Source organism: Kingella sp. SNUBH-2017 (assembly GCF_028680565.1).
In the GTDB taxonomy this organism is placed as follows: domain Bacteria; phylum Pseudomonadota; class Gammaproteobacteria; order Burkholderiales; family Neisseriaceae; genus Kingella_D; species Kingella_D pumchi.
On the sequence record NZ_JAPHVK010000001.1, the window covers coordinates 16,916 to 42,064 of the forward strand.

General features: G+C 57.4%; 21 protein-coding genes. 11 read left to right on the forward strand and 10 right to left on the reverse strand.

The genetic code is table 11. From position 1 onward, the window contains the following. Positions 1-68: 68 nt before the first annotated feature. Positions 69-326: a hypothetical protein gene (locus tag OP500_RS00095; protein ID WP_274069833.1), complete on the reverse strand. Its 258-nt coding sequence runs from the start codon at positions 324-326 to the stop codon at positions 69-71. A 12-nt stretch (positions 327-338) separates the two neighbouring features. Between OP500_RS00095 and OP500_RS00100 the strand changes: the two genes are divergently transcribed. From OP500_RS00100 to OP500_RS00125, 6 genes are all read left to right on the forward strand, one after another. Continuing rightward, positions 339-707 carry a ComEA family DNA-binding protein gene (locus OP500_RS00100; protein ID WP_274069834.1) on the forward strand — a complete coding sequence of 123 codons (369 nt, stop codon included), beginning with the start codon at positions 339-341 and terminating at the stop codon, positions 705-707. Between the two features lie 245 nt (positions 708-952). Beyond that, the gene (gene polA, locus OP500_RS00105) at positions 953-3,745 is read left to right on the forward strand and encodes a DNA polymerase I (RefSeq protein WP_274069835.1); all 2,793 of its coding nucleotides are present in this window, start codon (positions 953-955) and stop codon (positions 3,743-3,745) included. A gap of 26 nt (positions 3,746-3,771) precedes the next feature. Continuing rightward, positions 3,772-4,980 (forward strand): hypothetical protein, encoded by a 1,209-nt coding sequence (locus OP500_RS00110; RefSeq protein ID WP_274069836.1) that lies wholly within the window; start codon positions 3,772-3,774, stop codon positions 4,978-4,980. Positions 4,981-5,065: 85 nt separating this feature from the next. Continuing rightward, entirely contained in the window at positions 5,066-5,677 is a 612-nt protein-coding gene (locus OP500_RS00115) for a tyrosine-protein phosphatase (RefSeq protein ID WP_274069837.1), read from the forward strand. A gap of 181 nt (positions 5,678-5,858) precedes the next feature. After that, a complete protein-coding gene (gene ilvD, locus OP500_RS00120; protein ID WP_274069838.1) occupies positions 5,859-7,718 on the forward strand; it encodes a dihydroxy-acid dehydratase in 1,860 nt (619 codons plus the stop codon). A gap of 152 nt (positions 7,719-7,870) precedes the next feature. Next, a complete protein-coding gene (locus OP500_RS00125; protein WP_274069839.1) occupies positions 7,871-8,353 on the forward strand; it encodes a hypothetical protein in 483 nt (160 codons plus the stop codon). A gap of 351 nt (positions 8,354-8,704) precedes the next feature. Here the strand turns inward: OP500_RS00125 and OP500_RS00130 are convergent, their stop codons facing one another. Beyond that, on the reverse strand, positions 8,705-9,070 hold the full coding sequence (locus tag OP500_RS00130; RefSeq protein ID WP_238748625.1) for an immunity 8 family protein: 366 nt from the start codon (positions 9,068-9,070) through the stop codon (positions 8,705-8,707). 158 nt (positions 9,071-9,228) lie between these two features. Here OP500_RS00130 and OP500_RS00135 point away from each other — a divergent pair, with 158 nt between their 5' ends. After that, on the forward strand, positions 9,229-9,603 hold the full coding sequence (locus OP500_RS00135) for a hypothetical protein (RefSeq protein WP_274069840.1): 375 nt from the start codon (positions 9,229-9,231) through the stop codon (positions 9,601-9,603). A 61-nt stretch (positions 9,604-9,664) separates the two neighbouring features. On the opposite strand, the gene OP500_RS00140 is transcribed toward OP500_RS00135, so the two are convergent. The 4 genes from OP500_RS00140 to nadA form a co-directional block, all read right to left on the reverse strand. Further along, complete coding sequence (locus OP500_RS00140) at positions 9,665-10,501, reverse strand: DUF4198 domain-containing protein (RefSeq protein WP_274069841.1); 837 nt, start codon at positions 10,499-10,501, stop codon at positions 9,665-9,667. 303 nt (positions 10,502-10,804) lie between these two features. Beyond that, on the reverse strand, positions 10,805-12,346 hold the full coding sequence (gene murJ / locus OP500_RS00145; RefSeq protein WP_238748636.1) for a murein biosynthesis integral membrane protein MurJ: 1,542 nt from the start codon (positions 12,344-12,346) through the stop codon (positions 10,805-10,807). Positions 12,347-12,540: 194 nt separating this feature from the next. After that, positions 12,541-14,085: an L-aspartate oxidase gene (gene nadB / locus OP500_RS00150; RefSeq protein ID WP_238748628.1), complete on the reverse strand. Its 1,545-nt coding sequence runs from the start codon at positions 14,083-14,085 to the stop codon at positions 12,541-12,543. 51 nt (positions 14,086-14,136) lie between these two features. Beyond that, positions 14,137-15,249, reverse strand: a complete 1,113-nt coding sequence (gene nadA / locus OP500_RS00155; RefSeq protein WP_274069842.1) for a quinolinate synthase NadA — start codon at positions 15,247-15,249, stop codon at positions 14,137-14,139. A gap of 200 nt (positions 15,250-15,449) precedes the next feature. Between nadA and OP500_RS00160 the strand changes: the two genes are divergently transcribed. The 3 genes from OP500_RS00160 (at position 15,450) to OP500_RS00170 (ending at position 17,947) form a co-directional block, all read left to right on the forward strand. Then, entirely contained in the window at positions 15,450-16,388 is a 939-nt protein-coding gene (locus OP500_RS00160; protein WP_274069843.1) for an NUDIX hydrolase, read from the forward strand. A gap of 228 nt (positions 16,389-16,616) precedes the next feature. After that, a complete protein-coding gene (nadC, locus tag OP500_RS00165) occupies positions 16,617-17,498 on the forward strand; it encodes a carboxylating nicotinate-nucleotide diphosphorylase (protein ID WP_274069844.1) in 882 nt (293 codons plus the stop codon). 161 nt (positions 17,499-17,659) lie between these two features. Continuing rightward, a complete protein-coding gene (locus OP500_RS00170; RefSeq protein ID WP_443135134.1) occupies positions 17,660-17,947 on the forward strand; it encodes a transposase in 288 nt (95 codons plus the stop codon). Positions 17,948-18,193: 246 nt separating this feature from the next. Here the strand turns inward: OP500_RS00170 and OP500_RS00175 are convergent, their stop codons facing one another. Together OP500_RS00175 and mltA are read right to left on the reverse strand one after the other, a co-directional pair. Next, positions 18,194-18,952 (reverse strand): LysE/ArgO family amino acid transporter, encoded by a 759-nt coding sequence (locus OP500_RS00175; RefSeq protein ID WP_274069845.1) that lies wholly within the window; start codon positions 18,950-18,952, stop codon positions 18,194-18,196. A gap of 317 nt (positions 18,953-19,269) precedes the next feature. After that, positions 19,270-20,616: a murein transglycosylase A gene (mltA, locus tag OP500_RS00180; RefSeq protein ID WP_274069846.1), complete on the reverse strand. Its 1,347-nt coding sequence runs from the start codon at positions 20,614-20,616 to the stop codon at positions 19,270-19,272. Positions 20,617-20,799: 183 nt separating this feature from the next. On the opposite strand from mltA, the gene mutS reads away from it, so the two are divergent. Continuing rightward, a complete protein-coding gene (gene mutS, locus OP500_RS00185) occupies positions 20,800-23,391 on the forward strand; it encodes a DNA mismatch repair protein MutS (RefSeq protein WP_274069847.1) in 2,592 nt (863 codons plus the stop codon). 123 nt (positions 23,392-23,514) lie between these two features. Here the strand turns inward: mutS and OP500_RS00190 are convergent, their stop codons facing one another. Both OP500_RS00190 and OP500_RS00195 read right to left on the reverse strand, forming a co-directional pair. Next, positions 23,515-24,102 carry an RDD family protein gene (locus tag OP500_RS00190; RefSeq protein WP_274069848.1) on the reverse strand — a complete coding sequence of 196 codons (588 nt, stop codon included), beginning with the start codon at positions 24,100-24,102 and terminating at the stop codon, positions 23,515-23,517. Between the two features lie 325 nt (positions 24,103-24,427). Further along, entirely contained in the window at positions 24,428-25,072 is a 645-nt protein-coding gene (locus OP500_RS00195) for an alpha/beta hydrolase (RefSeq protein ID WP_274069849.1), read from the reverse strand. Positions 25,073-25,149: the final 77 nt, after the last annotated feature.

The window sequence follows — 25,149 nt, forward strand, 5'->3', positions numbered from 1 at the left end:
CTAAAATGGTGTGCCGCTACTGCGCCACGGTGTGTAAAAAGCGCACACAAGGCAGCAGATTCAGGTAATTAAATGTAAATATTTGCGATATTGGCGGCTTGAATCGTAAAGCAAAAGGCAGCTTGCGGCAAGCAGGCGTGCAGCAAAAGCCGGTGCGGGCAGCCTGAAAAAAGCGCATCGGCAGCATTTTGCCGCTCAAAAACTGCGGTAAGTTTACAGTTAATAATAATTGCTGCCGTTTGTTTGTAAGAAGCGGCAAACTGGTTTACATTGCCGACACGCCTGCCGCCCGAAGCGGTGGCGGGCGGAATTTTGATAACCGTCACAGGAGTCTGATGATGAAAAAACTGTTGTTTATCCTTTTTGCCGCCTTGAGCTTTTCCTTTGCCGCCGCCGTGGTCGATATCAATACCGCCACCGCACAAGAACTGACCACGATTAAAGGCATCGGCGCGAAAACCGCCGAAAAAATCGTTGCCTACCGCGAAGCCAACGGCCCCTTTAAATCGGTGGACGATCTGACCAAAGTCAGCGGCATCAAAGAAAAACGGCTGGACAAAATCCGCGCCGAGCTGACAGTCGGCGGTGCCGGCGCAGCGAAAGCAGCGGCAGCCAAGCCCGCCACCGGCAAAGCAGCCGGTAAAGCAGCCGCAGCCAAAGAAGCCGTTAAAGAAAAAGCCGCGCCGGCCAAACCCGCCGCCAAATAATTCCGTGCCATCCCGCCGCCCCGCACACTTTGCCGTGCGGGGTTTTTTCAGGCTGCCACGGCAAAGCAGCCTGAAAGCCCGTTTCGCATCTTTCAGGCTGCTTTTTCAGACAAGCAGGCAGCCTGAAAGCGCCGCTCCGTATTTTTCAGGCTGCCTTCGGACAATCAGGCAGCCTGAGAACCATGTGTCTGAGGCATTCGCTATAATCCGCCGTTTTCCACCACACCCGCAAAGGCAGCCTGAACATGTCTTCCCGCCCCACCCTTCTTCTTGTCGACGGCTCTTCCTATCTCTACCGCGCCTATCACGCGATGGCGCAGCTTACCGCGCCCGACGGCGCGCCCACGGGGGCGATGTACGGCGTGTTGAACATGCTGCGGCGGCTGCGCGCGGATTATGCGCATGACTATTGCGCGGTGGTGTTTGACGCAAAAGGCAAAAATTTCCGCCACGAAATGTTTGCCGACTACAAGGCCACGCGCCCGCCGATGCCCGACGATTTGCGTCCGCAGGCCGAAGCCTTGCCCGATTTGGTGCGGCTGATGGGCTGGCCGGTGCTGGTGGTGCCGCAGGTGGAAGCGGATGACGTCATCGGCACGCTGGCGGCGCAGGGCGGCGCGGCGGGCTGGGACGTGGTGATTTCCACCGGCGACAAAGACATGGCGCAGCTGGTGAACGAGCGCGTTACGCTGGTGAACACGATGAGCGGCGAAACGCTGGACATTGACGGCGTAAAGGCCAAATTCGGCGTGCGCCCCGACCAAATCCGCGACTATCTCGCGCTGATGGGCGACAAAGTGGACAACGTGCCGGGCGTGGAAAAATGTGGGCCGAAAACGGCGGTGAAATGGCTCGAAGCCTATGAAACGCTCTCGGGCGTAATGGAACACGCGGGCGACATCAAGGGCAAAGTGGGCGAAAACCTGCAAGCCGCGCTCTCGCAACTGCCCTTGTCCTACGATTTGGTTACGATTAAAACCGATGTGGATTTGCACGCCGAGCTTTCAGACGGCCTCGAAAGCCTGCGCCGCACGCCGCCCAAATGGGCGCAGCTGGCGGCCGATTTCAAACGCTGGGGCTTCAAAACTTGGCTCAAAGAAGCCGAAAACCGGATGCACGAAGCGGCCGGCGGCGATTTGTTCGGCAGCGCCGATGTGGGCGAGATCGCCGCTTTGGCGGAAGAGATGCCGTCTGAAAAGCAGCCTGAAAAAGCCGCCGCGCCGGAAAAGCTGGATTATCAGGCGGTTACCACCGAAACCCAGTTCGCCGCCTTGTTGGACAAATTATCCAAAGCTGAGCAAATCGGCATCGACACCGAAACCACCTCGCTTGATGCGATGAACGCGCAGCTTGTGGGTATCAGCATCGCATTCCAAGCAGGCGAAGCGGTGTACATCCCGCTCGGCCACAGCATGACCGCCGCGCCACAGCAGCTTGATTTGCAAAACACATTAGGCCGTCTGAAACCCTATTTGGAAAACGGCAGCCTGAAAAAAATCGGCCAGAATTTGAAATACGACCAACACGTTTTCGCCAACTACGGCATTGCGTTGCGCGGCATTGCGGGCGATGCGATGCTGGCTTCGTATATTGTCGAGAGCCATTTGGGGCACGGTTTGGACGAATTGTCCGAACGCTGGCTCGGCCTGCCGACGATTACTTACGAATCCTTGTGCGGCAAGGGCGCCAAGCAGATTTCCTTTGCCGATGTCGCCGTCGAGCAGGCCACCGAATACGCCGCGCAAGACGCCGATTTCGCCCTGCGCCTTGAAGCGCATTTGCGCGCACAGATGGACGAAAAACAGCTTGAAATGTATCTGAATCTGGAATTGCCCGTAGCCCAAGTGCTGTTTGAAATGGAGCGCAACGGCGTGCACATCGACCGCGCCGAGCTCGCCGCGCAAAGCAGCGAATTGGGCGCGGCCTTGCTGAAACTCGAAGAGCAGGCGTTTCAGACGGCCGGACAGCCGTTTAATCTCAATTCGCCCAAGCAGTTGCAGGAAATCCTGTTCGACAAAATGGGCATTCCCACCAAAGGCCTGAAAAAAACCGCATCCGGCGGCATTTCCACCAATGAAGCCGTGCTCGAACAGCTCGCGCCCGATTATCCACTGCCGAAAATCATCTTGGAAAACCGCAGCCTGGCCAAACTCAAATCCACCTACACCGACAAGCTGCCCGAAATGATCAACCCGCGCACCGGTCGCGTGCACACCACCTATTCCCAAGCCGTCGCTATCACCGGCCGGCTTGCCAGCAGCAACCCCAACCTGCAAAACATCCCCATCCGCACAGCCGAAGGCCGCCGCGTGCGCCGCGCCTTTACCGCGCCCGCAGGCAGCCTGATTGTGTCGGCCGACTACTCGCAAATCGAGCTGCGCATCATGGCGCATTTGTCGGGCGACAAAACCCTGATGGCCGCCTTCCAAAACGGCGAAGACGTACACCGCCGCACCGCCGCCGAAGTGTTCGGCATCGCGCCCGAAAACGTCAGCCCCGAGCAGCGCCGCTACGCCAAAACCATCAACTTCGGCCTGATTTACGGCATGGGCCAATACGGTCTCGCCAAATCGCTGGGCATCGACAACCTTTCCGCCAAAAACTTCATCGACCGCTACTTCGCCCACTATCCCGGCGTGGCCGAATACATGCAGCGCACCAAAGAGCAGGCCGCCCAACAAGGCTACGTTGAAACCCTGTTCGGCCGCCGCCTCTACCTGCCCGACATCCACGCCAAAAACGCCAACGCCCGCGCCGGCGCCGAACGCGCCGCCATCAACGCCCCCATGCAGGGCACCGCCTCCGACCTCATCAAACGCGCCATGATCGCCGTATCCCACCGCCTGCATTCAGACGGCCTACAAAGCAAACTGATTATGCAGGTGCACGACGAATTGGTGTTGGAAGTGCCTGAAAACGAATTGGAAAAAGTGAAAGAGATGCTGCCCGAAGTGATGGCGGCAGTGGACGGCGGGTTGCTGGCTGTGCCGCTGGTGGCGGAAGTGGGGAGCGGGAAGGATTGGGATAATGCGCATTAAATATTCAGATTTTTAAGGAGTGAAATATGTGGATTTGTTCGACTAAGTTAAAGAAAATTCAAAATGAAATTGAAAGAAATTTGGAAATAAAATTACTAAATAAAATTAAGCATGAACAAGAGATAGATATTCATGTTAAATCTATGCCCGATAAAGGAACTCCTAGTATTTGGGAATTGATCGAAAGATGCCCAAAAATTCTTGCGATTATTTCACCTATAGGATTAATTGTTGGTGGGTTTGTTATTTATTCTTACCTATCAAAACTAGAAGCAGTTAGTTTATTTGCCGGTATAATTAGTAGTCCTATTATTTTATTAACTGTGGTTTTAGTAACGTCTGTTGTTCTAGGGATGATTTTATATGGTTCATTTTATGCGCCATATTTTATTACTGGAGTGCTTTTTCAATGTAATCGCTCGAATAGAAAAAACTATTTTATTTCTATTTTTTCAGCAGTATTGATACCAATATTTTTTCTCTCTGAGTCTTATTGGTTTGGGATGTCTACTATATTATTTTATTTTTTATTTATAGTGGTTCCTTTTATATGGTCGATTTGGGTATGTAATAAAAAATCATCTAATTTTGATAAAATAGATCAAATTATAAATGGTTTTTTGTTTTATTTTTATTTTATTTTTTCGAATTTAGTATTTTATTTATTTGAATTAATTATTTGGGAGAGTGCTGGTGGTTCACGATGGTGGTTGGTTGTTCCTGTAATGGCATATATGTTAAATATAATAATTGTATCGCTAAAATTAGAAGTGAAAAATGGTGAATTATCTTCCGAATCGGATGTTGTTTGGGGTTTTTCTATTGCATTAATCTTTATTACTATATTAACTCATCTAATTATTCCTGAACTTCAAGTGGCAAGCACTGTTTTGAATAAATTGGGTTATATTGAGAAGAATAATCGGGTATCATGGTATTTGATTGATAAAAGATTCTTTAACTGGTATGTGCAGAACGATGGAAATATTAATAGATTAAGGTTAGAATTTGTTCCAAAAAGTAAATGGGTTGATGTAGTTCCCAGTGCTATGATTAAACCATATTATGAATATGAAAATAGCGTATATGGGTATTTAGCATGGAATCTTGGAGATACAAAAATTATCTGTCCTGAAAATGTTGATATTACTAAACCTGTTGATGTTTCCAATGATATTCATAAATGTCTAATGATTAAAGCTGATTATCTTCAACCATTGCCAAAAATAAAGTAAATTGTAGTTTGGTTTATCTTCGATCCAAAAGCAGCCTGAAACCCTATTTTCAGGCTGCCCCAACCCTAAGCACAGAGAACCATCCATGCGTTTCCCCATTTTTCTCCTTTGCGCCCTGCTGTCCGCCCCTGTGGCAGCTGCCGAAACCGCATCCGGCTCCGCCGCGCCCTACCAATGGGCAACGCCGGTCAAGCAGGATGCCAATCTCTACCGCATCGATGCCAAACTCTACCGCAGCGAACAGCTTACCCGTGCCGATGCGGCGGCGGTGCGGGATTTGGGCGTCAAAAGCGTGGTCAATCTGCGCCATTTCCGCCGCGGCGGCAACCGTAGCGCGCTGGCGGGTTTGGATATCGAGCTGTTGAACAAGCCGCTGCGGGCGTGGAAGATTACGCCCAAAGAGATTGCCGAGACGCTGTTTCTGATTGAAAAACAGCAGCAAAAAGGCGCGGTGCTGATCCACTGCTACCACGGCGCCGACCGCACCGGCCTGATTTCGGGCATGTACCGCATCGTTTATCAGGGCTGGCCGCCGGAAGAAGCGCGGCGCGAGATGCAGCAGGGGCCTTACGGCTATCACAGCGTCTGGCGCAATATCGGCCGGCTGTTTTCCGATGAAAACGTGCGCCAGGTACGCGCGGAACTGGAAGCGCTGCGGCAGTTGGACGAGTTGAGACGGCAAGACATCGAGCGATAAACGTTTTTATTCAAGGCAGCCTGAAAGCCGTTTACACGCTTTCAGGCTGCCTGCTTTTGCCGCTTGGTATAAAATGGGCGCCTTTTTCCGTTTCAGGCTGCCTGAAACCGCAAAAGGCAGCCTGAAAGCTGTTTCAACAAACACTTAACTAATCAAAATTGCGACAACAGGACACACAACCATGCCCGACTACCGCTCCAAAACTTCCACCCACGGCCGCAATATGGCCGGCGCGCGCGCGCTGTGGCGCGCCACCGGCATGATGGAAACCGACTTCGGCAAACCCATCATCGCCATTGCCAACTCGTTTACCCAGTTCGTGCCCGGCCATGTGCATCTGCACAATATGGGCCAGCTCGTTGCCCGCGAGATTGAAAAAGCGGGCGCGGTGGCCAAGGAATTCAACACCATCGCCGTGGACGACGGCATCGCCATGGGGCACAGCGGCATGCTCTATTCGCTGCCCAGCCGCGATCTGATTGCCGACTCCATCGAATACATGGTTAACGCACACTGCGCCGATGCGCTGGTGTGCATTTCCAACTGCGACAAAATCACTCCGGGGATGCTGATTGCTTCGATGCGCCTGAACATCCCCACCATTTTCGTTTCCGGCGGGCCGATGGAAGCGGGCAAAGTGCTGGGCGTGGCCAATATCCAGCCCGAGCGCCGTTTGGACTTGGTCGATGCCATGATTGACGCCGCCGACGACAACGTCTCCGACGCCGCCATCGACGAAATCGAGCAAAACGCCTGCCCCACCTGCGGCTCGTGTTCCGGCATGTTTACCGCCAACTCGATGAACTGCCTGACCGAAGCGCTCGGCCTGTCGCTGCCCGGCAACGGCTCCTATCTGGCCACCCATGCCGGCCGCAAAGAGCTGTTTCTCGAGGCCGGCCGCATGATTGTGGACATCACCAAACGCTACTACGAGCAAAACGACGAATCCGTGCTGCCGCGCAGCATCGTCACCAAAAAAGCCTTTGAAAACGCCATGACCATGGATATTGCCATGGGCGGCTCCACCAACACCATCCTGCACTTGCTTGCCGTTGCCCACGAAGCGGGCGTCGATTTCAAAATGGCCGACATCGACCGCCTCAGCCGCCAAGTGCCGTGCATCTGCAAAACCGCGCCCAACAACCACGACTACTATATGGAAGACGTGCACCGCGCCGGCGGCATTTTCGCCATTCTCAAAGAGCTCGACAAAGCAGGCAAACTGCACACCGACGTCTATACCATCCACGCGCCCACGCTCAAAGACGCGATTGAAAAATGGGACGTAACCAATCCCGAAAACACCCACGCCATCGAGCGCTTCAAAGCCGCGCCCGGCGGCGTGCGCACCACACAGGCCTTCTCGCAAAACCGCATGTGGAAAACGCTCGATCTCGACCGCGCCAACGGCTGTATCCGCGATGTCGAACACGCCTACTCGCAAGACGGCGGCCTGGCCGTACTCTTCGGCAACATCGCCGAGCGCGGCTGCGTGGTGAAAACCGCCGGCGTGGACGACAGCATTCTCAAATTCACCGGCCGCGCCCGCGTGTTTGAAAGCCAAGACTCCGCCGTCGAAGGCATTTTGGCCAACCAAATCGTTGCCGGCGACATCGTCATCATCCGCTACGAAGGCCCCAAAGGCGGCCCCGGCATGCAGGAAATGCTGTATCCCACCAGCTATCTCAAATCCAAAGGCCTGGGCGCCCAATGCGCCTTGCTTACAGACGGCCGCTTCTCCGGCGGCACATCGGGCTTGAGTATCGGCCACGTTTCCCCCGAAGCGGCCGAAGGCGGCGCCATCGGCTTGGTGCGCGAGTTCGACACCATCGAAATCGACATCCCCAACCGCAGCATCAACCTGAAAATCTCCGACGAAGAACTCGCCCAACGCCGCGCCGAAATGGAAGCCAAAGGCAGCCAAGCATGGAAGCCGGAAAACCGCGAACGCTACGTCTCCGCCGCCCTGCGCGCCTACGGCGCCATGGCCACTTCCGCCGACAAAGGCGCGGTGCGCGACGTATCGCAGATTGAGCGTTAAGCCCATTTTCTCTGCCGCCAAAGGCAGCCTGAAAAATTTTCAGGCTGCCTTTTTCACTAAGCAGGGATAATCAACACAGAATGGTGGAGATTTGTCGGTAAAGAAACTTTTAGGCGGCAGATGATTAATGTTGAAAAAATTGGAGACATGAAATGAGCTATTTGAATTTAGATGATGGCATGTATTTGGTTTATGATTTTAAGCAAGATATGAAAAATAGAAAAAAGAAGGAGCATATTGAAGATACAAGATTACTATCATTGAATGACGAAAGTATCTTTGGCATCAAAAAAGACAAAGGATTGTTTGCGTCGGATGAGTGGTGGGCTAATATCGATTCCGGACAGATTATCACCAGAAGCGTTTCCGGAGTAATATCGTCAATATATGAGGCGGGAATGGAAAGAAGAAACATACCGAATAGTTTTAGTTTTATAGATGGTGAAGGCATCGTAAGGAATGAAAGTATGTATATGATGAATAAATCCGACAGACATTTATTTTGTGAAGGGAAAAAAATTGCTATTTTTTACGCGTATGACGAATTAAAAATATCAAAACAAAGAAAAGGAGACGTGATTGATTTGGAAAACAACTATGTTGAACAAGTCATTGAGATGGCAATCTCAGAATAATCGGCATAAGTAACAAAACGGTGGTTAAAAACCGCTGCAAGGCTTTAAGCGGAGTCAAAGGCGCAATTTGTCCAATTGCCGCCATTCCCGATTTGTCCAACCGACGTCATTCCCGCGCAGGCGGGAATCTTGGTTGGCCTTCGACCATGTTTGAAGAAACACCCGATGCCTAAGCCGAAATAAGATTCCCGCCTGCGCGGGAATGACGCTGTTTAAAGGGTTTTGGGCTTTGCAAAGCTTTCAGGCTGCTTTTTCGGTTTCACCCCAAGCAGCCTGAAAGTAGTTTTTTGTTTTCAGGCTGCTTGCCGGATACGGCGCGGATCCCGATAATTGCGCCCGTTCCAAGCGCCGTTATGTTGAATGATGGGGATGATAATCCTCAAATTCCCAAGAAAAAAATCTTAATAAATTTGATAATGACAACTCCCATGTTTCTTTTGAGCAATGTGTCAATATTTTATTAATTTCATTAATAATATCTTTATGACTAAACTGTTCCATTACTAGCGCATTTGACCAAAAAATACCTTCTTTGCTGCAATTATGTGCAATCCATTTGGGTGAGCAAACGCAAAAGGAAAAAATGGATGTCCCTTGCTCACCTTCTACCCCAATCTCTATATCTATCCATTGATGAAAGTTATCAGGTATCTCAGGATAAAATTCTTCAAAATTAACATCATATAATTCTATACTTTTTAAATTCAGTTTAATCATTTTATATTTAAATGTCCGTTAGTTAAAGTTTTTCCATCGGTATTTCTAATGACGAAATTAGCCTGTGATCCTGTAGGATTGAAAGCTTTTGAAGTATTAGATTTGATAGTTGGAGGGTGATATAATTGTGTACCATCTGCACTTATTTAAGGAAAACCATGCGCCGATTTCTACCCGCCCTGCTGCTTGTACTGCCGCTGGCTGCTGCTGCCGAGCCGGTTCGCCAAATCAACAGCCACCGCGATCTATGCCAGCACACCCTGCAGGGCGCCGCGTTCAACCGTTTTCTCGAAACCACCTGCGGTTTCGATGAAAACGTTTCCGACCGGGTTTACCGCGTGCTGCGCAAGATACAATGCAACGCCTTTACGCTGGAAGAAAGCACCCGCCTGAGCCGGGAAGCGGTGGCCGACGGCCAGATGCGGCTTGAGCGTTTCGGCAAAACCGAGTTCTGCCAGGGCAACCGCCAAGGCTATCTCGACGCGGGGGCGATGATGGAAAAAATACTGGAAGACAAGGGGCAGGCGCAATAAAGCGCCCGCCGCAGCAAAAGGCAGCCTGAAAACCTTTCAGGCTGCCTTTTTACACGGCCGATTAGTGAGGGTGGTGGTGATGGTGGCCGTGCCTCTGCGCGCGCGCTTTGCCGATAGGCATTACCAGCGTGGCGTAGGCGGCGGACTCTTGGCACACTTTGGCATCGGCAAACGGCGTTTTGTGCACCACTTTCACTTTCCACAAACCTTCAATCAGCGGCAGCACATTGACCTTGCCCTGTTTGTCGGTTTGGCCGGAAAAAGCCTGCGGCTCGCGGTGGTCGTGGGCGGCGGCCAAATCGCGCTCGGCGAAAGTGTCGGAAGTGGCGGTAACGGTGGCGCCGGCCAGCGGTTCGCCCTGGTAGAGAATCTGCACGGGCAAGGCCTGGCCGGGCTGCAGGCTGTTGGGATTGGCCAGCGGCACGATTTCCAGAGTCTGGCCGACCGGGCGGCTGATGGCGGCTTCATCCGCGCCGCCGTCCACCACCACTACCGCTTTGCCGAACATCTGGCTTTGCTGGCAGGACACCGCTTCGGGGCGCTCGGCCAGATTTTTCTGCGCCCATTTGCCGGCGGCATCTTTCGACCAGAAAGTCGGCTTATAGGTGGCGCTGACGATGTAGCTGCCTTTTTTCAGGCTGCCGGAAACGTATTGGTAGTTTTCGCCCTGCTGCTTGAGCGCAGCGGTTTTGCCGTCGGGCGAAGTGATGTGCAGCGGCGCGAAAATATGCAGACGGTCGGCGGGGATGGCTTCGGCATGCGGAAAGTCGTGGCTGTAGGCCAGCTCGGCTTTCAGGCTGCTTTTGGCCGGCAGCTCGGCGGGGGCGTTCACCCAAACTTCGTGGGCGTGGGCAAAGGCGGCGGTGCAAATCAGGGCAAGGGGGAGCAGTTTTTTCATGTCTCTTTCCATAAAAGGTGGGAAAACAATGCCGGCCGGCGGCCGTGCGGGCGTTATGGTATTACACTCGCCGGCCGCTTTCAACGGCAATTTGGTTTGTTGCTCTAGGGTAGTTTTCAGGCTGCTTTCGGGCAAAGGCAGCCTGAAAGCCTTTGCTGCCGCCATTTTTGCCGTCGCGGGCATAAGTTGCCCGTAGCGCGCTGCTTCAGAGCCAAAGCAGCCTGAAAAGCCAAACGGCGGCGGAACCCTTCGTTCCGCCGCCGCGTTTTGGCTTTTCAGGCTGCCTGTTTGTATCGGGCATCCTTATTCGACTTCGGTGCGTTTGAAATGGCGTGGCCGCATGCCGCCGAGAGCCAGCGTGCCGAAATAAAGCAGCAGCGCCAGCAGCAGCAGGCCGGCCAGCTGCAGCGCGCGGTAGGCGCCGGACACGCCCGTCCATTGCAGCGGCAGCCAGATTTGCGCGGCGGCCAGGCCGCTGGTCATCACCGCCACCGCCACGCCGATGCGCAGCAAAAACGGCTTCCAGCCCGGCTGCGGGCGGTAGAGATCGCGGATGCGCAGCAGCAAAAACAGCAGCGAAGCGTTGATGCAGGCGCCCAGCGCAATCGCCAGCGCCAGCCCCGCATGCTTGAGCGGCCACACCAGAATCAGGTTAAAGAGCTGGGTGCCGATTAGCGACACCACCGCCACTCGCATCGGCGTGCGCACGTTTTGGCGGGCGTAAAAACCGGGCGCCAGTACCCGCACCAGTATCATCGCCGGCAGGCCGACGGTATAGGCCACCAGCGCGTACTGCGTCATCTGCGCGGCGTGCAAATCGAATTCGCGGTACATAAACAGCGTGGCCACCAGCGGGAAAGACAGCACCGCCAGCCCCGCCGCCGCCGGCAGCACCAGCAGCATGCACAGCCGCAGCCCCCAGTCCAGAAGCGCCGAGAAGGCCGCCGGATTGTCTTTGGCGGCGTGTTTGGAGAGGCCCGGCAGCAAAATGGTGCCGAGCGCCGCGCCGACCACGCCCGAAGGCAGCTCCATCAGGCGGTCGGCGTAATACATCCACGACACGCTGCCCACCGCCAGAAACGAAGCAAACACGGTATTGATCACCAGCGACACCTGCGCCACCGACGAGCCGAACATCGAAGGCAGCATCTGTTTCACCACCCGCCGCACCGCCGCGTCGTGCCAGTCGATTTTGGGGATTTTCAGAAAGCCGAGCTTAAACAGCCAGGGCAGCTGGAAAACCAGCTGCAAAATGCCGCCGACAAACACCGCCCAGCCCAGCGCCATCACCGGCGGGTCGAAATAGGGCACGAAAAATACCGCAAACACGATAAACGACACATTCAGCAGCACCGGCGTAAATGCTGGCACCGAAAAGCGCCCGTAGGTGTTGAGTATGCTGCCGACAAAAGACGACAGCGAAATCAGCAGGATATACGGAAACACCACCCGCAGAAGCCGCACCGCCAGCTCAAAGCGCGTGCCGTCGCGGGCAAAGCCGCCGGCCGTCGTCCAAATCACCGCCGGCGCCGCCAGAATGCCGACAGCGGTAACCAGCACCAGCGCCAGCAGCAGCATCCCCGCCACATGGCGGGCAAAAGCCTGCGTCGCTTCCGGGCTTTTGTTGTGGCGGTATTCGGCCAGTATCGGCACAAAGGCCTGCGAAAACGCCCCTTCGGCAAAAATCCGCCGCAAAAGATTGGGCAGCCTGAAAGCCACCACAAAAGCGTCCATCGCCGCGCCGGCACCGAAAATCCGCGCCACCACCGCATCGCGCACGAAGCCCAATACGCGGGAAAACATCGTCATACTGCTTAAGCGGGCTAAAACGGCAAGAAGGTTCATGGCGGCAAAACGGGCGGCAAAAAAAGGCGGCAAGTTTACCATACCCGACTGCAGGCAGCCTGAAAGCCGGTTTCAAGCGCTTTTCAGGCTGCCTGCCAAAGCAAAAAACAAGCAGAGACCTTTGCAAAATCCCCCCAAATCCCCTAAATGTCTTGGTGGTGATTTAGGGGATTTGGGGGGATTTTGCAAAGGTCTCAGCCTACTTCCCGCTCCTGCCAGTTGAAACATGCCGCCAAATCGGTATTGAAATGTGCGCCGATGTTTTGCCGCCTTGCGTATGCGGCTTGGGCGACGGCGAGGCTGCATTCGAGCAGGTTGCGGTTTTCGTATTCGGACACGGTGTGCGGCTCGGCTTGGTTTTGCTTCCAAAGCCGCAGTTGGGCGATGGCGCGGCGCAGGCCGGTATCGTTGCGGAGGATGCCGAGATGGCGTTGGTTGAACGCTTGCAGGACGGGGCGGCTGAATGTGTTTTGGAGGTCGTCTGAAAAGATGCCTGCTTCGGCGGAGGGGTTTTCAGACGACCTTTGGGGCGGTGCGGTTTGGAACGCTTGTCCGTCTGCGATGGTTTGGGCGGCAAGCCTGGCGGTAACGACGCATTCGAGCAGGGAATTGCTGGCGAGGCGGTTGGCTCCGTGCAGCCCTGTGCAGGCGGTTTCACCTAAGGCGTAGAGCTGCGGCAGGGAAGTTCTGCCGCAGGGGTCGGTTTGGATGCCGCCGCAGGTGTAGTGTTGCACGGGGCGGACGGGGATGGCTTGGCGCGTGATGTCCAAACCGCATTGGGACAGGCAGTGCCGATGGATGGACGGGAAATGCTGACGGACGAACTCTGCGGGTTTGCGGCTGATGTCGAGCGAGACGAAATCTTGCGTTTGTTTGGCGATTTCGGCGGCGATGGCGCGGGCAACGATGTCGCGCGGCGCGAGTTCGGCGCGGCGGTCGTAATGCGGCATAAACCGTTCGCCCGCTTGGTTGGTCAGAATGCCGCCTTCGCCGCGCACGGCTTCGGAAATCAGGAAGGTACGTCCGTTTTCAGACGGCCTTGCCAAGCCTGTGGGGTGGAATTGGATAAATTCGAGGTTTTCGACTGCACAGCCTGCGCGTATCGCCATGGCGATGGCGTCGCCCGTGCATTCGGGCGGCGTGGTGGTGGCGGCGTAAATTTGCCCGAGGCCGCCGCCTGCGAGTACGGTATGGCGGGCGCGGATGCGGTAGGTTTCTTGCGTTTGGCGGTCGAGGACGGTCAGTCCGCACGCCGCGCCTGATTCGGTTTGGATATCCAACGCCATCTGCTGCTCGTAAACGCGGATGTTCGGGCGGCGGCGTATTTGGGCAATCAGGCTCTGCATGACGGCTTCGCCCGTGTAGTCGGCGACGTGGGCGATTCGGCGGCAGGTATGCCCGCCTTCGCGCGTCAGGTGCAGGTCGTTATGATTCCGGTCGAACGCCACGCCCTGCGCCAGCAGCCATTCGATTGCCGGTTTGCCCTGCGACAGGATGGCGCGGACGGCGGCTTCGTCGCACAAACCCGCGCCCGCTTCTAAGGTATCGGCAACGTGTTTTTCGATGTCGTCCTCTCCCGACCATGCCGCCGCAATCCCGCCTTGCGCATGACGGCTGGCGGTGTCGTCCAGCCGGTTCTTGCACAAAATGACGATGCGGAACGATTCAGGCAGCGACAGGGCGAGCGTCAGTGCCGCCAGCCCGTTTCCGGCAATCAATACGTCGCAATCGGTTTGCATGGTGTTGTCCTTGTTTGTGAGGTCGTCTGAAACGGCAATATTGACGGCAAATCAGGCGGGTCCCATACCGTTGAACACATCCCCGCGTTTGAGTCCTGCCGCGAAGTCGAGCATACGCTGCAAAGGCAGTTTGGCGGCTTCGCCCAGCTTTCTGTCCAACAGGATTTCGTTGTGTCCGCTTGTCAGGGCGTATTTGATGCCGCCCAGCGAATTCATCGCCATCCACGGGCAGAACGCGCAGCTTTTGCAGCTTCCGCCGTTGCCCGCCGTCGGTGCGGCGATAAATTCTTTGTCGGGCGCCTGCTTTTGCATTTCGTGCAGGATGCCTAAATCGGTTGCCACGATGAATTTCTTTTCAGGGCGCGATACGGCGGCTTTCAGCAGTTTGCTGGTCGAGCCGACCACGTCGCCCAGTTCGATGACGCTTTGCGGCGATTCGGGATGAACCAGCACCACCGCGTCGGGATGTTCCACCTTCAACGCCGCCAGTTCTTGCCCTTTGAATTCGTTATGGACGATGCACGAACCCTGCCACAACAGCATATCCGCGCCCGTTTCGCGGCGGATGTAGTCGCCGAGGTGGCGGTCGGGCCCCCAAATCAACTTCTCACTGCGCGATTTCAGATACGACACGATTTCCAACGCCACCGAAGACGTTACCACCCAATCGGCACGCGCTTTCACGGCGGCGGAAGTGTTGGCGTACACTACCACCGTACGGTCGGGGTGTTGGTCGCAAAACGCCGAAAACGCTTCTTCCGGACAACCCAAATCCAAAGAACATTCCGCTTCCAAATCAGGCATCAGCACCGTTTTTTCAGGGCAGAGGATTTTCGCGCTCTCGCCCATGAAGCGCACGCCCGCTACCACCAATGTACCGGCTTCATGTTCCGCACCGAAGCGCGCCATTTCCAGCGAATCGCCCACACATCCGCCCGTTTCCAAAGCCAAATCCTGAATCAGCGGATCAACATAATAATGCGCCACCAAAACCGCGTTTTTCTCCTTCAGCAAAGCCTTGATTTCGTCTTTCAGACGACCTGCCGTCTCGCGGTCGGGCGTATCGGCAACCTTCGCCCACGCCTGACGGATTTGGCAGGCGGAAGTCGGCGTTTGGATGAGGGGCATATCGTAGTCGAACGAGCGGCGGGTGGCGGTTTGCATGATGTTTCCTTGTAGCTGGTTTTCAGACGACATGAAGGTTTGCCGTCTGTTTTTCAAACTGTTTTATATTATGCTCAATTTGAGTATAATATGCAAGGTCGTCTGAAAACAGGTTTGCGATACCGCAAAACCGACCCGCTTCGTTCCGACAAACCGCTTTGGTTTACAATAAAACCTTTCCCACCCGCAGAAAGCCGAGCATGGACGCCTACTCCGAAGCCGAAGCCCCGCCGCAAAGCATCGTCGAGCTGGTTCCTGTATTGATTGCCGTTACCGATGGCGGCCTGCGGGTATTGACCGTCGCCCAAGGCACGCTCCTGCCCAACGGCCCGCTCTCCCCTCTGCGCAATTCCCTGCAGGCAGGCGTAAAGCTGTGGGTCGCCAAGCAGACTTCGCAGCCTATGGGCTATGTGGAACAGCTTTACACCTTTGTCGATACCCACCGTCGCAACGAACACGGCATGCCCGTCTTGTACGTCAGCTACTTGGGGCTGGTGCACGAGGCAGCCGACAGCATCCTGCATCCCGACGCGAAATGGCAGGACTGCTACGACTATTTCCCGTGGGAAGACTTGCGCACCGACGGCGGGCAGCGAGACGCCATCGTCAGCCGCCTGCGCATTTGGGCAAACTCGGCGGACACGGAGGAAGTCCGCCAAAAGCGGCTCAAGCGCATTCATTTGTGTTGGGGGGTCGAACTGGAAAACTGGTCGGAAGAATACGTTTTGCAACGCTATGAAATGCTGTATGAAAGCGGCCTGATAGTGGAAGCCGCCGAGCCGCAGGCAAACTTCGACTTCGCGCTCACGGGGCAGCCCATGCGCCACGACCACCGCCGCGTGTTAGCAACCGCCCTGTCCCGCCTGCGTGCCAAAATCAAATACCGCCCCGTGATTTTCGAACTGATGCCGCCCGAATTCACGCTGCTGCAACTGCAAAACAGCGTCGAAGCCATCAGCGGCAGATTACTACACAAGCAAAACTTCCGCCGCCAAATTCAGCAGCAAAACCTCATCGAGCCGTCGGATACCGGCGTATCGGGCAGCAAAGGCCGTCCCGCGCAGCTTTACCGCTTCCGCGACGACGTCCTGCCCGACAGGCTGATTTCGGACATCGGACTGCCGCTGGGCAGCCGTTAGCCCGTTTTCAGACGACCTATAGTGGATTAACAAAAATCAGGACAAGGCGACGAAGCCGCAGACAGTACAGATAGTACGGAACCGATTCACTTGGTGCTTCAGCACCTTAGGGAATCGTTCTCTTTGAGCTAAGGCGAAGCAACGCCGTACTGGTTTTTGTTAATCCACTATAAAATGAAGTTTTGCCCCATCGGTGCAACATCAATCTTTTTCAACAAAGGAAACCCCATGTCGTCTGAAAACACCCTCTTCCCCCTGCCTGACAACCTGTTGCGTCCCATAGTCGAACAAGCCCTAAGCGAAGATTTGGGCAGGCGCGGCGACATTACGTCCGCCGCCGTCATCGCGCCCGACAAAACCGCCAAACTCTTCCTCGTCAGCCGCGAAGACGGCGTCATCGCCGGCATGGACTTGGCGCGCCTCGCCTTTCAGACGATGGATCCGTCCGTCCGCTTTCAAGCCGAAATCCAAGACGGGCAAGCCGTCCGCGCAGGTCAGACGCTTGCCGCCGTCGAAGGCAACGCCCGCGCACTGCTTGCCGCCGAACGCACCGCGCTCAACTACCTCACGCACTTAAGCGGCATCGCCACAGCCACCGCGCTTGCCGTTGCCGAAGTCGCCGAATACGGTACAGACATCGTGTGCAGCCGCAAAACCATCCCCCTGCTGCGCGTCCTGCAAAAATACGCCGTCAGGGCGGGCGGCGGCGTGAACCACCGCATGGGTTTGGACGACGCCGCACTCATCAAAGACAACCACCTCGCCTATTGCGACAGCATCGCCCAAGCAGTTCGGCAGGCAAAACAGGCGGTAGGACCGTTGACCTACGTGGAAATCGAAGTGGACACGTTGGCACAACTGGACGAAGCCATCGCGGCGGGCGCGGAACGGATTTTGCTGGACAACATGGACGATGAAACCCTGAAAGAAGCGGCAAACCGCTGCCACACGCAAACCACCCACCCACACACCATCTATTGCGAAGCATCGGGCGGCATCGGCTTCGACCGCCTGAGGCGCGTAGCGCAAACCGGCGTGGACGGCATCGCCCTCGGCTATCTGACTCACAGCAGCCGATCGCTGGACATAGGTTTGGATTTCGTGGCGTAAGTTCAATTACACATCGAGACCTTTGCAAAATCCCCCCCAAAATCCCCTAAATTACCACCAAGACATTTAGGGGATTTTCCATGAGCACCTTCTTCCAGCAAACCGCACAAGCCATGATTGCCAAACACATCGACCGTTTCCCACTATTGAAGTTGGACTAGGTGATTGATTGGCAACCGATCGAACAGTACCTGAACCGTCAAAGAACCCGTTACCTTCGAGACCACCGCGGCCGTCCGCTGACGGAAGCGCAAACCAAACGTAACCGATATTTGTCGAAAACCCGTTATGTGGTCGAACAAAGCTTCGGTACGCTGCACCGTAAATTCCGCTACGCCCGGGCAGCCTATTTTGGTCTGCTCAAAGTGAGTGCGCAAAGCCATCTGAAGGCGATGTGTTTAAACCTGTTGAAAGCGGCTAACAGGCTAAGTGTGCCTGCTGCCGCCTAAAAGGCGGCCCGGATGCCTGATAATCAGGTATCCAAGGGGGATTAAGGGGGGGTATTTGAGTAGAATCAGTGGATATTTGAAACAAAAACAGCCGAAAACCTGTGTTTGGGTTTCGGCTGTCAGCGAAAAGGTGAAGAGAGGTATTTTGCAAAGGTCTCAGGCAGCCTGAAAACGGCTTTGGCGCTTTCAGGCTGCTTTGGCTTGGAACAAAATATCGAGGCGGGAAAACAGGCGGCGGGCAGACGGCTACTGCGGCCAGACCGCAAACAGATGGCGCAGCAGGCCGAAGGCCAGCGTCCACATCAGCGCGCACACCGCCACTTCGAGCAACTGCCACGCACGGCGGCTGGCAAACAGCGGCCGCAGCAGGCGCGCGCCGTAGCCCACGCCGTAAAACCACAGCAGCGACACCAGCAGCGATCCGGCGAGAAACCACCGTTTCTCATCCGCCGCCAGCGGCGCGGCAATGCCGCCGACCAGCACCACGGTATCCAGATAAACGTGCGGATTGAGCAGGGTAATCGCCAGCGTGGCCAGGATAGTTTGTTTCAGGCTGCCGGCGGGCGTTTTATCGTCGTCGGCACTCATCGCCGACTGCCCGCTGAGCGCCGCGCGCAGCGAGCGGGCGCCGTAGGCCAGCAGAAACAGCGCGCCCAGCAGCGTGAGCAGCGCCGAAAGATGCGGGCTGCCGCCGATCAGCGCGCCCATGCCGAGCACGCCGCAGGAAAGCAACACGACGTCGCAGAGAAAACAGATGGTGGCAATCGAGAAAACGTGCCGTTTGAGCAGCCCTTGTTTGAGTAAAAAGGCATTCTGTCCGCCGATGGCGACAATCAGGCTGCCGGAAACCATTATGCCTTTGAGCAGCATTGAAATCATGGGGTGGTTGGTGTTGTCGTTGTGTTGTTGGGTATTGTTGGCACGGTGGCCGTTTGTTTGGTTCGGACAAGCGCGCCGCGTTTTCAGGCTGCTTGGGGCAAACCTAAGCGGCGGTAGGGTGCGCACGGCGCACCGTTTGTTTGGTTTGGGTATGTTCTGGTGTGCGGTGCGCACCCTACGGCCGGATGAATTAGGGTGGATGTTTTGCCGCCGCCCGTTGAGCTTTATAACTGAATAACTGACCGAAAATTTTTCAGGCTGCTTTGGCAAACCAAGCGGCGGTAGAGTGCGCACTGCGCACCATTTGTTCGGTTTGGGTGTGTTTGGTGCGCGGTGCGTACCCTAGGACCGGGGCAGGTTTGCGCGGCCGCCGCCTGTGTTCGGTTTTATGTGCCGTTTGCGTTTTTCAGGCTGCCTTGCGCGGATGCAGGCAGCCTTAAAGTTTAGGGGCGGTACTCGGGCAGCATGCCGTTGGGCAGCAGCATCCACACATAACCCTTGTCTTTCATCTTGCCGGCGCTCTGGCCGGCGTTGTCGCCGTAGCCCCAGAAAAAGTCCACGCGCACCGCGCCTTTGATCGCCGAGCCGGTGTCCTGCGCCACAATCAGGCGGTTGAGACCGCGGCGGGTTTCGGGGTGGACGGTGGCGACAAACAAAGGCGCGCCCAGCGTGATGTAGCGTTTGTCCACCGCACCGGAAAAGCCGCCCGACAGCGGCACGCCCAGCGCGCCCAAGGGGCCCGAATCGTCGCCCGGCAGTTGGCGGAAAAACACATAGCTGGGGTTTTGCGCCAGCACTTCGGAGAGTTTGCCCGGATTGGCGGCCATCCAGCGCTTGATGCCCTGCATCGACGTCTGCCCCAGCGGCAGATAGCCTTTGTCGGCCATATAGCGGCCGATGGAGCCGTAGCGGTGTTCGTTTTTGTCGGCAAAGCCCAGACGCACAAAGCGGCCGTCGGGCGTGCGCAGGCGGCCGGAACCCTGGATGTGCATGAAAAACAGCTCGATCGGGTCGTCGGCGTAGGCCAGCACCGGCGCGCGGCCGTTGATGGCGCCGCTGTTGATTTGGGCGCGGGTGTAATAAGGAACGAAGCGGCCGCCTTCAAACCGGCCTTTCAGGCTGCTGCTGCGCTCGGTAATCGGAAAATCGGCCAGATTGGCGGTGTGGCTGCCGCTCGGGCTGATCTGGCCGCTGCCGCTGCCGGTGGCACGCACGCGCACCACGGCTTTGGAACCGCGCAGCGACGCGGGCAGCGGCACGCTGACCAAATCGGCGGGCAGGCCGTAAATCGGATAGCGGGCGCGGCCGTTCATGCGGGTGTCGCCGTTGAGCACCGGCTCGTAGTAGCCGGTAACCGTGCCGTCGAGCCGGCCGTTGCCGCTCACCTGCCAGGCGGTGAAATAGCGCTCGAAAAACTGCCGCGCTTCGGCGTCGCTGGCGCCGGTGCGCTGCGCCTGGGTGCAGACGGCCGACCATTGCGGCCGCGCGGCGAGCTTGGTGCAGCTTTGGCGGAACGATTTCAGGCTGCCTGAAAAGGGCTGGCTGCTCCATTGCGGCAATTCGGCAAAGGATACCGCGCGGTAAGAAGCGCCGCTACCGGACGGCGCGTGCACGGTACCCGCCGCCTGCGGCCGGCCGGAGGGCACCGCCGCCCCGCCCGGCTGCGCGGGCGTCTGCGGCTGCTGCGGCACGCTACCCGGACGGTGGCGGCCGCCACCGCCGCCGAAACAGCCTGCCAGCAGCAGCGCCGCGGCCGCCGGCAGAAGCAAACGAGTGAATTTCATCGGCATCGCTCCGAAACAAAAGGCAGCGATTATAGCTTAAGAAGCTGTTTGGCAAAAAACCGCCGCCGCCGCAGTCGCGCGGCAAAAAAGCAGCCTGAAAGGTGCGGTTGCGCTTTCAGGCTGCCTTCGCCGCAGCGGCTGCCGCCGCCGCTTGCTATAATCCGCCGTTTTCCCCACCGCGAGCTGAAGATGAGCGCCAAATCCGCCGTTTCCCCGATGATGCAGCAGTATTTCGACATCAAATCGCAGCATCAGGACAAATTGCTGTTTTACCGCATGGGCGACTTTTACGAATTGTTTTTCGACGATGCCGTCGAAGCGGCAAAACTGCTGGACATCACCCTGACCACCCGCGGCCAGGTAAACGGCGAGCCGGTGAAGATGGCGGGCGTGCCGCACCATTCGGTCGAGCAGTATCTGGCGCGGCTGGTGAAGATGGGGCGCAGCGTCGCCATCTGCGAGCAGGTGGGCGAAGTCGGCGCGAGCAAGGGGCCGATGGCGCGCGAAGTGGTGCGCATCGTTACCCCCGGCACGCTCACCGATTCGGCGCTGCTCGAAGACAAGGAAACCAACCGCACCGCCGCGGTGTTCCGCCACAAAAAATACAAAAACCGCATCGCGCTGGCCTGGGTATCGCTGCAAAGCGGCGAGTTTAAGGTTAAAACCACCACCCCCACGCGGCTGGCCGACGAGCTGGCGCGGCTGCAGGCGGCCGAAGTGCTGCTGCCGGACGATGATGCCGACGCTTTCAGGCTGCCTGAAAACACCCCCGTTACCCGCCTGCACGCCTGGCAGTTTGCCGCCGACAGCGGTTTTGCCCTGCTCACCGGCTATTTTGCCAGCCAGGACTTGCGCGGCTTCGGGCTGGAAATGGGGCTGCACGACGATGCCATCGGCGCCGCCGGCGCGCTCTTGAACTACATCTGCCACACCCAAACCCGCCTGCCCAAGCATCTAGACAGCCTGACGCTGGAAACCGAAGCGCAATACATCGGCATGGACGCCGCCACCCGCCGCAATCTCGAAATCACCGCCACGCTCGGTGGCAAAAAAGAGCCGACGCTGTTTTCGGTGCTCGACCGCTGCGCCGGCAATATGGGCAGCCGCCTGCTCGCCCAATGGCTGCACCATCCGCTGCGCGACCGCGGCCGCATCCGCACCCGCCAGGAAGCTGTTGCCGCGCTGCAAAACGACTACGCCGCGCTGCAGGGCAGCCTGAAAAATATTGCCGACATCGAACGCATCGCCGCGCGCATTGCCGTCGGCACTGCCCGCCCGCGCGATTTGTCCGGCCTGCGCGACAGTTTGCTGGCGCTGGCCGAGTTAAGGCTGCCTGAAAGCAGTCTTTTAGACACTCTGGCCGATATTTTCCCGCAGGGCAAAACCGTTGCCCAGCGCCTTCAGGCTGCCATATTGCCCGAGCCGGCGGTGTGGCTGCGCGAAGGCGGCGTCATCAACCACGGCTTTCACACCGAGCTCGACGAATTGCGCCGCATCCAAAACCACGGCGACGAATTTCTGCTGGCGCTGGAAGCGCGGGAGCGCGAGCGCACCGGCCTGTCCACCCTGAAAGTGGAATTCAACCGCGTGCACGGCTTTTATATCGAGCTGTCCAAAGTTCAGGCTGCCGACGCCCCCGCCGACTACCAGCGCCGCCAAACCCTGAAAAACGCCGAACGCTTCATCACCCCCGAGCTTAAAGAATTTGAAGACAAAGTCCTAAACGCGCAGGAAAAGGCGCTGGCGCTGGAAAAACGGCTCTACGAAGCGCTGGTGCAGGAATTGCAGGAACAGCTGCCGCTGCTGCAGCAAAGCGCCAAGGCCGCCGCCACGCTCGATGTGCTGTGCTGCTTTGCCCGTTTTGCCGTCGAGCACGACTACCGCGCGCCGCAGTTTGTCGATTACCCCTGCATCGAAATCGACAACGGCCGCCATCCGGTGGTCGAAATGCAGGTCGCCCGCTTCACGCCCAACCACACGCGGCTGGACGAGCGCCGCCGCCTGATGCTGATTACCGGCCCCAATATGGGCGGAAAATCCACCTATATGCGCCAAGTCGCCCACATCGTGCTGCTGGCGCACACCGGCAGCTTCATCCCCGCCGACGCCGCCCGCATCGGTCCCGTCGATCAGATTTTCACCCGCATCGGCGCGTCCGACGATCTGGCCGCCAACCGCTCGACCTTTATGGTCGAAATGAGCGAAACCGCCTACATCCTGCGCCACGCCACGGCGCAGTCGCTGGTGCTGATGGACGAAGTCGGCCGCGGCACGTCCACCTTCGACGGACTGGCGCTGGCGCAGGCCGTTGCCGAACACCTGCTGCAGAAAAACCAGTCCTTCAGCCTGTTTGCCACCCATTATTTCGAGCTGACCCGCCTGCCCGAGCAGCACGCCGCCGCCGTCAATATGCACCTGAGCGCGCTGGAAGAAGGGCAGGACATCGTGTTTTTGCACCACATCGAAGCCGGCCCCGCCGAGAAAAGCTACGGCATTGCCGTCGCCAAACTCGCCGGCCTGCCTGCCGCCGCGCTCAAAGCCGCGCAAAAACATCTCGAAGCGCTCGAAGCCCAGTCCGGCGCCCACCGCCCGCAGCTTGATATGTTCGCCCCGCCGCCTGCCGCCGAGCAAAGCAGCCTGAAAACCGCTGGCGCCGACGACAACACCGCACATCCCCTGCTGCAGGAAATCGCCGCGCTCAAACCCGACGAACTCACCCCGCGCCAGGCGCTCGATTTGCTCTACCGCCTGCAGCAAAGCGCCGCCGCCGACTTCTGCTAACAGCATTCACACAACAAAAAAGCAGCCTGAAAACCGCAAAACCGGCTTTCAGGCTGCTTTTGGCTTGAGCCTTTTCAGGCTGCCTTGCCGTGGCGGGCAGGCAGCCTGAAAAGTTTGGCAGGCTCAGTATTTGGGCGGCAGTTTGATCACCACCGTGCCGGCCAGCATGTCTTGGATGGTGCGGCGGTTGCCGACGCACAGCTGCACCAGGCAGACCAGCATGACCAGATTGTTTAGCAAGTAGTCGTGCCAGCCGGTGAGGGCGCTGATAATGCCGCCGGCAATGGCGATGCCGACCCAAAACACAATTTCGCGCAGCAGTACCGCGCCAACAAAGCCGGCATCGCTGCCGTCGGTTTTCACCACTTTCAGGCGGCAGATCATTTTGCCCAGCGACTGGCCGCGGGCGGTCAACAGCGCGGCCTGGACAATGCCCAGCGCAATCAGCAGCACTGCGCCCAGCAGCAGCCAGCCGCTGTTTTGCTGGATGACCAGCTCCCAGAAAGCGGGGCTTTCTATATCCAAAACCTGTGATTGTCTGACGACGCTGGCGATGGCAATAATCAGCGGGATCATCGCCAGTATCTGAAACAGGGCATTCAGCAGATAGGCACCGATACGCCGCAGCGGCGGGGCGATATCGACTTCGACAAACGCTTCGGTTTCGAAGCTCTGCGGGGCGGCATAGGGATCGGGTTTTTCGATATTCACGATTTTCTCCTGATACAAGGGACGGCCGGCCTTGGCGGCAGCCTGAAAGGGGAGCGATTATAAACGGCAGACGGAAAATTGTCGCGCTCCGTTTGCCTCGGCGGCGGAAAAAGGCAGCCTGAAAACGGTTTCAGGCTGCCTTTGGCTCTTTCGGACTTTGGGCAGCATTCGGTAAATCAACCGCCGCCCACGTTTGACCAAGATTCCCGCCTACGCGGGGGGCGGTAGGGGTTGTTGTTCCGCATTCTGTCGGAATCCCAAAAAGCAGCCTGAAAAGCGCAAAACCGGCTTTCAGGCTGCTTTGGGTTTAACGCGCGGACGGCTTTCAGGCCGCTTCCAGCAGCGGCGGGATAAAGCGCAGCAGGGTGTCGCGCAGGGGAATCAGTTTGCCGTGGAAAAAGTGGCTGGCTTCGGGCAGCACGATTACCGGCAGGTTTTGCGGCGCCGCCCAGTTAAGCACGTTTTGCAGGGCGACGACTTCGTCGGCGGCGCCGTGCACCAGCAGGGTGTGCTCGGGCTTGGGCGCGCTCGGGGCGGGGGTGCGATCTTTGTAGTGGCCGAGGGCGGCGCCGATAAGCAGCAGCAAATCGGGCTGCACGCGCTCGGCGGCGAGGGTGGCAACATAGCCGCCGAAGGAAAAGCCGGCCAGCACCAGCAGCGGCGCTTCGGGGTGGCGCTGTTTCGCCCATTGGGCCAGCGCGGCCATGTCGTCGCTCTCGCCGGCGCCGTAGTCGTGCTCGCCTTCGCTGTTGCCGGTGCCGCGCGAATTGGGCAGGTAGCAGTGAAAGCCGAGCTGGGCGAGCGCCTTGGCGGCGGTTTGCGCGACTTTGTTGGTAAAGGTGCCGCCCTGCAGCGGGTTGGGATGGTGGACGATGGCGACGCCGCGCGGCGTGTCTTGGGCGGGGATGTAGAGGTTTTCAATGGCGCCGGCGGGGCAGGCGGCGTGCAGCAGGGTGTAGGGTTGCAGCATGGGAAACTTTCGGATGGGTGGGTTTGACGGGATGGGCCGCAGGCAGCCTGAAAGGGCAAACGGCGGGTTGCGCTTGT

Coding starts and splice junctions, on each gene's coding strand:
- OP500_RS00100 (WP_274069834.1), top strand. CDS start 339: ATGAAAAAACTGTTGTTTATCCTTTTTGCCGCCTTGAGCTTTTCCTTT.
- polA (WP_274069835.1), top strand. CDS start 953: ATGTCTTCCCGCCCCACCCTTCTTCTTGTCGACGGCTCTTCCTATCTC.
- OP500_RS00110 (WP_274069836.1), top strand. CDS start 3,772: ATGTGGATTTGTTCGACTAAGTTAAAGAAAATTCAAAATGAAATTGAA.
- OP500_RS00115 (WP_274069837.1), top strand. CDS start 5,066: ATGCGTTTCCCCATTTTTCTCCTTTGCGCCCTGCTGTCCGCCCCTGTG.
- ilvD (WP_274069838.1), top strand. CDS start 5,859: ATGCCCGACTACCGCTCCAAAACTTCCACCCACGGCCGCAATATGGCC.
- OP500_RS00125 (WP_274069839.1), top strand. CDS start 7,871: ATGAGCTATTTGAATTTAGATGATGGCATGTATTTGGTTTATGATTTT.
- OP500_RS00130 (WP_238748625.1), bottom strand. CDS start 9,070: ATGATTAAACTGAATTTAAAAAGTATAGAATTATATGATGTTAATTTT.
- OP500_RS00135 (WP_274069840.1), top strand. CDS start 9,229: ATGCGCCGATTTCTACCCGCCCTGCTGCTTGTACTGCCGCTGGCTGCT.
- OP500_RS00140 (WP_274069841.1), bottom strand. CDS start 10,501: ATGAAAAAACTGCTCCCCCTTGCCCTGATTTGCACCGCCGCCTTTGCC.
- murJ (WP_238748636.1), bottom strand. CDS start 12,346: ATGAACCTTCTTGCCGTTTTAGCCCGCTTAAGCAGTATGACGATGTTT.
- nadB (WP_238748628.1), bottom strand. CDS start 14,085: ATGCAAACCGATTGCGACGTATTGATTGCCGGAAACGGGCTGGCGGCA.
- nadA (WP_274069842.1), bottom strand. CDS start 15,249: ATGCAAACCGCCACCCGCCGCTCGTTCGACTACGATATGCCCCTCATC.
- OP500_RS00160 (WP_274069843.1), top strand. CDS start 15,450: ATGGACGCCTACTCCGAAGCCGAAGCCCCGCCGCAAAGCATCGTCGAG.
- nadC (WP_274069844.1), top strand. CDS start 16,617: ATGTCGTCTGAAAACACCCTCTTCCCCCTGCCTGACAACCTGTTGCGT.
- mltA (WP_274069846.1), bottom strand. CDS start 20,616: ATGCCGATGAAATTCACTCGTTTGCTTCTGCCGGCGGCCGCGGCGCTG.
- mutS (WP_274069847.1), top strand. CDS start 20,800: ATGAGCGCCAAATCCGCCGTTTCCCCGATGATGCAGCAGTATTTCGAC.
- OP500_RS00195 (WP_274069849.1), bottom strand. CDS start 25,072: ATGCTGCAACCCTACACCCTGCTGCACGCCGCCTGCCCCGCCGGCGCC.